Source organism: Candidatus Kryptobacter tengchongensis, from assembly GCF_001458555.1.
GTDB lineage: Bacteria > Bacteroidota > Ignavibacteria > Kryptoniales > Kryptoniaceae > Kryptonium > Kryptonium tengchongense.
In genome coordinates this window covers 1-6,082 of sequence record NZ_CZVH01000003.1, presented here as the reverse complement: position 1 = coordinate 6,082, position 6,082 = coordinate 1, and the positions used below count along the sequence as shown (strand labels likewise).

At 36.4% G+C, this 6,082-nt stretch carries 6 protein-coding genes and 1 pseudogene; all 7 read left to right on the top strand.

All coding sequences use genetic code 11. The annotated features are described in order from the left end of the window. Positions 1 to 712 (top strand): KaiC domain-containing protein (locus AT685_RS00090; RefSeq protein ID WP_072151059.1); only part of this gene is annotated, 712 nt, incomplete at its 5' end. An 11-nt stretch (positions 713 to 723) separates the two neighbouring features. Then, positions 724 to 993 carry a hypothetical protein gene (locus tag AT685_RS00085; protein ID WP_234696201.1) on the top strand — a complete coding sequence of 90 codons (270 nt, stop codon included), beginning with the start codon at positions 724 to 726 and terminating at the stop codon, positions 991 to 993. Positions 994 to 1,099: 106 nt separating this feature from the next. Then, positions 1,100 to 1,819 (top strand): response regulator, encoded by a 720-nt coding sequence (locus tag AT685_RS00080; protein WP_072151058.1) that lies wholly within the window; start codon positions 1,100 to 1,102, stop codon positions 1,817 to 1,819. Next, complete coding sequence (locus tag AT685_RS00075) at positions 1,816 to 3,186, top strand: sigma-54-dependent transcriptional regulator (RefSeq protein WP_072151057.1); 1,371 nt, start codon at positions 1,816 to 1,818, stop codon at positions 3,184 to 3,186. The genes AT685_RS00080 and AT685_RS00075 overlap by 4 nt, the downstream gene beginning before the upstream one ends. A gap of 61 nt (positions 3,187 to 3,247) precedes the next feature. Continuing rightward, positions 3,248 to 4,231 carry a 23S rRNA (guanosine(2251)-2'-O)-methyltransferase RlmB gene (gene rlmB, locus AT685_RS00070; protein ID WP_072151056.1) on the top strand — a complete coding sequence of 328 codons (984 nt, stop codon included), beginning with the start codon at positions 3,248 to 3,250 and terminating at the stop codon, positions 4,229 to 4,231. After that, positions 4,228 to 5,415, top strand: coding sequence for a M20 metallopeptidase family protein (locus AT685_RS00065; protein WP_072151055.1), 1,188 nt, complete (start codon positions 4,228 to 4,230; stop codon positions 5,413 to 5,415). The genes rlmB and AT685_RS00065 overlap by 4 nt, the downstream gene beginning before the upstream one ends. 15 nt (positions 5,416 to 5,430) lie before the next feature. Further along, positions 5,431 to 6,082 (top strand): annotated as a pseudogene (locus AT685_RS00060) (TrkH family potassium uptake protein); the annotation flags it as partial.

Sequence of the window (6,082 nt, the reverse complement as noted above, 5' to 3'; positions counted from 1 at the left end):
ACTTGGTGGAATACCTCAATATTCGGTTTTTAATATAACAGGCATATCAGATACTGGGAAAAGTCTAATGGCTGAACAATTCGCAATAAAACAGGCATCGCTTGGAAACTCGGTCGCATTCATCACTGTTGAATCCCCCGCCCATTTTGTAGCAAGCTCAATGAAACTCCGCGCAATTGCAATGGGCGTTGACGAAAAAAACATTGATGAAAACATAGTCTTCATTGACGCTGCTTCATACGGTAAATTAAGAGAAGATATCCCAACGCTTCTCAACACACTTGCATATGCAATTAAGAGGTATAAAATCAAATTTACCGTCATTGATTCCGTCACAGGGCTTTATGAAGCAAAAGAGATGATCGCAAGGGTTGTGGTCAGACAGCTTTTCAATTTCATGAAGAAATGGTATCAAACTGCAATTTTTGTATCCCAGAAAAGATCCGGACAGGAAGAGCTTTCAGCCGAAGCGGCGGGAGGTTTCGCAATTCCTCACATTGTTGATGGAACGATTGTGTTATCAAAAGTTTTAATAAATAATCAATATGCCGAAAAAATATATAAGCGACCGATAGGTGAAATGGTTCGTCTTTTCAGGATAGATGGGTGTAGAATGTCAGGACATAGCACCGAAACATATCTTCTTGAAATTGATCAAACTGGGCTTGTTAAAATTGGTCCATCACTAAAAGAAATAGCAAACAAAAAATAAAGGATTTAAATATGCCAGTCCTGAAAGAGGAAGAAATTATCCAAATTGAAGAAAAAGTTGATGAAATCGTTCTTAAGGTCTTTCTAAAAGCTCTTGATATAGTTGGAGGTCCGAGAAAGCTAATTCTATACAGGCATTTAACTTGGGTGCCAAGCTTAATTGAAGCATGTTACGCTGTTGTATTGAAAGAAAAATTTCTTAAGACAGAATCTGAAATCGCACAAATTCTTGGACTCACGAAACAAACTGTGAGAAATATATTATCTGCAAAAACGGAATAATAGAAAATCTTGAATCTGAATTAAAGAAAAAGGTGATAAAAACTCATGTTGCGGGAGCACTTGCAAAACTTGCATTTAAAGAAATAAATCAAGGGAATTAAGTATAGTGTCGGAAAATAGCGAAATAATTAAAATCCTTTTGATTGAAGACGACCCAAACATTGCAGGCTTGATTAAGTATTACCTTAACTCATATAGAAACTATTCTTTTTCCGTTGATTGGACTGAGACAGCAGAAAAAGGAATTGAAAAACTTTCAATTCCTAACAATTATAACTTAATTTTGCTTGATTATTATCTCCCCGAAATGAACGGCTTAGAAGCGCTGAAAATCATCAAATCCCGAAATATAAATATACCCGTGATAATGCTCTCAAGCGCGAAAGAAAAAGAAATTATGAGCGAAGTTTTAAAACTTGGAGCAATTGACTATTACATGAAAGAGGATATAATCGGACCACTTCTACCTGTCATCATAGCAAACACAATTGAAAGAGAAAACCTCAAAAGGCAAATAGAAAAAGATAAAGGAGAGCAATCACAAAAAATTGAAGCGATCCAAGAAATAGTTATCACTGTTTCACACGAGGTTAACAATCCACTTGCTGCAATAAAGCTTGCTGCAAACATTCTTCTCAAAAAAGATCTTCCACCTGATATAAGAACTTACATAAAAATCATCAAAGAAAACACAGACAGAATAGAGCAAACTATTTTGAAATTAAGGGAACTGAAAAGCGAGCAAATCGTCCCATATGTTGGAAGGTTGAAAATGTTTGATTTATCAACTAAACCAAATACACCAAAAAAAGAAGATAGAGAATGAGCGAAAGGAATGTTAAAGCAAAAGTTTTGGTTGTAGATGATGAGGAATATCTATGTGAACTATTAAAAGATGAACTGCTATCAACTAACCTTTTTGAAATTGATATAGCAAATGATGGTGCACAGGCGATCAACAAAATTCAAAACAAAATTTACGATATTGTTCTACTTGATATAAAAATGCCGAGAATTTCAGGGATTGAGGTTTTAAAATTTATAAAGGAATACTCCCCAGATACCGAGGTAATAATGATTACAGCACTTGGAGATATAAAACTTGCCGTTGAAACGATAAAACTTGGCGCATTTGATTTTATAACAAAACCATATAACTTTGACGAACTTCTTGTATCAATTCAAAATGCGATTGAAAAGCGTCGGCTAAGGCTTCAAAATACTTTAATGCAAAAAGAATTATCAAGACTCATCCACACAGATGAAGTAATCGGACAGAGCAAAATTTTTAAAGATGTTCTTGATATCGTCGCTCGCGTTGCTGGAACAGATGCAACTGTTTTAATTTACGGTGAAAGTGGAACTGGTAAAGAGGTGATCGCACGATTAATCCACAAAAATAGTCCACGTAAAGATAAACCATTTGTAGCTATAAACTGTGCCGCTATCCCGGACACTTTAATTGAATCAGAACTTTTTGGGCACGAAAAAGGAGCCTTCACAGATGCACACACTTCAAAACCAGGACTCGTTGAAATTGCAAACGGAGGGACATTGTTCCTTGATGAGGTTGGAGATTTAAGCCAATATGTTCAACCTAAACTATTAAGGTTTATTGAAACAGGCGAATTCAGAAGAGTTGGTGGAAATAGTATTTTAAAAGTTGATGTTCGTATAATTTCAGCAACAAATAAAGATTTGAATGAGGAAGTTAGAAAAGGTAATTTCAGAGAAGACCTGCTCTATAGATTAAATGTCGTCACAATTCGCCTCCCAGCTTTGAGAGAAAGGAAAGAAGATATACCACTATTTGTTGAGTATTTTCTCAACAAGAAAACACGAGGAAAAAAGAAAATGAGCCCAGAAGCGATGGAGATTTTGATGAATTACGACTGGCCTGGAAACATCCGCGAACTTGAAAATGTTGTTGAAAGGGCAGCAATTCTTGCAAAAGACGATATCATAAAGCCTGAAGACCTTGCTCTAAAACCAGAACTCAAAGAAGATTACTATACAAAGCTTATTAGAAAACCTGTAAATACCCTATCGCTTGCTGAGCTTGAAAAAATTCATATTGAGAATGTTCTAAAGGCAAACAACTGGAATAAATCAAAAACCGCTGAAATCCTTGGAATTAGCTTGAAAACCCTCTATCTTAAATTGAAGCGCTACGGGATAATAGAACCATTTTGATTTTATTCCGCTTGATTTAATCATAAAAAATTTTTTCAAAATAAATTAGAGTTAAGAAACTATGAATACCGAAAGGGAAAACATCCAAATGTCAGAGCAACAGATTCCGGAGGAAGAGATTAAGCCGAAATTAATAGCAGGGAGACAGCCAGTTATAGAGGCTCTCAAATCACAGAGCGTAATGATTGAGAAAATCTATCTTCTTCACGGTATAAGAGGCAGTCAAATTGATAAGATCAGAAATCTCGCGCGCAAAAAAGGCGTGCCATTTGTTGAAATCAACAAACAGCGCTTTCGTGAGCTTGCAAGTGATATAGCAACGCAGGGGGTTATCGCAGTTATAAGTGAAGCGAAATATATAAGCGTTGATGATATTTTAAATGTATCAAAAGAAAAAAATGAACCGCCGTTTATTTTAATACTTGATGAAATAGTTGATCCACAGAACTTCGGTGCACTTGTGAGAACTGCTGAGTGTGCAGGTGTCCACGGAATTATAACCACAAAACATCACACAGCAATTATAAACTCAACCGTTGCCCGCACTTCCGCAGGCGCAATCGCTCATGTTGGAATTGCAAAAGTTGTAAACCTTGCTCAAACACTTGATGAACTCAAAGAAAAAGGTATATGGATAGTCGGCGCCGACGCAAATGCTTCAAAACTTTACTACGAAGTTGATTATACAATGCCGGTTGCAATTGTGATCGGAAATGAAGGCAAAGGCTTGAGATTTCTCACAAAACAAAAATGTGACTTCCTCGTGAAGATCCCAATGTATGGAAAAGTTGAATCACTCAATGCCTCTGTCGCTGGAGCTCTGATGATGTATGAAGTTATAAGAGCAAGAGAGTTAAAAAAGAAAAAACTTCTAAATCCATATCTAAGCTTGAACGAGCCAACCCTTATGTATCAAAGACCAGAACCATTATCTCTTCAAACTCCATTAACTCAGTCAGCAATCAATCAAACCGAACCTATAGCTGAAAGTGAGAAATCTTCAAAAACAAAATCAAAGAAGAAAACGAAAAAATCTGAAAAATGAACCAATCTGTTCAAAATAAAATTTTTCAAATTGCTGAAAAAATCTTCCCCAAGATTGTTTCAATAAGAAGAAAAATTCATCAATATCCAGAGCTTGCATTTGAAGAATACAGAACATCTAAACTCGTAGCACAAACCCTTAAATCTCTCGGTTTAAAAGTTGAAACAGGAATTGCCAAAACAGGCGTAATTGGGGTTCTTGAGGGAGTAAAAAAAGGCAGGGTTGTCGCACTTCGTGCTGATATGGATGCACTCCCATTACAAGAGCAGACAAATTTACCGTTCGCTTCAAAAATTCCGGGAAAAATGCACGCCTGCGGACATGATGCGCACACCGCAATGCTTCTTGGTTCAGCGATGATATTAAAGCAGTTTCAAAATCAATTAAATGGAACCGTTAAATTTATATTTCAACCAAGCGAGGAAAAAAACCCCGGTGGTGCAAATCAGATGATAAAAGAAGGGGTTCTAAACAATCCAAAGGTTGACTATATTTTCGGTCTTCATGTTCGTCCGGATGCAGAAGCTGGTACGATTTTTTTAAAAGACGGACACCTCATGGCTTCCTCCGATGAGATCTATATCAAAATCAAAGGAAGGGGCGGGCATGGAGCTCGCCCCCACTTTACAATTGATCCAGTTATAATCGCTTCTGAAATTGTCTTAGCCATACAAAAAATTACAAGCAGATTTTTTGACCCAATTGAACCACGAGTTTTAACTATTGCTTCAATCCACGCGGGAACAGCAACAAATATAATTCCAGATGAAGCAACGATATCTGGAACACTCCGAACAATGAATGAAGAATGGCGTAAAAAAGCATGGAAGATGATAGAGCAAATTGTCAAAGGTATAACCTTAACCTATGGCGCAGGCTATGAATTAAAAATAAGCCGAGGTTATCCAGTTCTTATAAATGACCCAGAAATGACCGAGTTTGCAAAACAAAAGGCGATTGAACTCTTGGGGAAAGACAAGGTTTTTGAAGCAAAGCCAGTTATGGGCGCTGAAGATTTCGCATATTACCTTCAGAAAGTACCCGGTTGTTTTATCTGGCTCGGCGCAGGAGATAAAAACTCAAAACACGACATCCATAGCTCAAAATTTACAATAAATGAAGAAGCAATGAAATACGGCTCCTCTCTTCTTACCTATCTTGCTATATCCATCCTATCAAAATAAAATTGACATTTAAAATTGCTTCAAGATCAACAGGGTAAGATTAAAAAAATTTCCGATATACTTGATCGGATAATGATTGTGCTAGCTGGTTCCGTTATAACTGCACTTGTAATTGAGTATGGATTTTATATCAACGAAATAGTCAAACGTATTTTACATCAGTTCAATTCAATCGTGATTTTTTATTTTGTCTTTTTCAATCTATCAAAACTTGTGCTCAACCCCAACCCCTTATCATATCTTCGCAGAAAATGGATAGAATTTCTATTAACATTCTTAATCATTATTCAAAGCATCGGCTTCCTGTTTTACATTCGTGAGCCACAGACAATTGATATAAAAACACTTACAAGAATTTACATAGCATCAGCTCAAATTTATCTCACACTTGACATTGCTTTAAAAACAGTAAGATACAGTCAGAGGCTAATTCAAAAATCTATCCACCCAACCCGACTTCTCACCTTTAGCTTTTTGTTACTAATTTCACTTGGGACTTTACTTTTACTTCTGCCAAAAGCAACATATAATGGAATTTCATTAATTGATGCGCTCTTTACAGCAACAAGCGCAGTTTGTGTAACTGGACTTATAGTCGTTGACACAGGAACATATTTCACAAGATTTGGGCAATTTATCATAATGGTTTTAATTCAACTTGGTGGAC

What these genes read in the sequence shown, in the direction of transcription:
- AT685_RS00085 (WP_234696201.1), top strand. Translation starts at nt 724, where the DNA reads ATGCCAGTCCTGAAAGAGGAAGAAATTATCCAAATTGAAGAAAAAGTT.
- AT685_RS00075 (WP_072151057.1), top strand. Translation starts at nt 1,816, where the DNA reads ATGAGCGAAAGGAATGTTAAAGCAAAAGTTTTGGTTGTAGATGATGAG.
- rlmB (WP_072151056.1), top strand. Translation starts at nt 3,248, where the DNA reads ATGAATACCGAAAGGGAAAACATCCAAATGTCAGAGCAACAGATTCCG.
- AT685_RS00065 (WP_072151055.1), top strand. Translation starts at nt 4,228, where the DNA reads ATGAACCAATCTGTTCAAAATAAAATTTTTCAAATTGCTGAAAAAATC.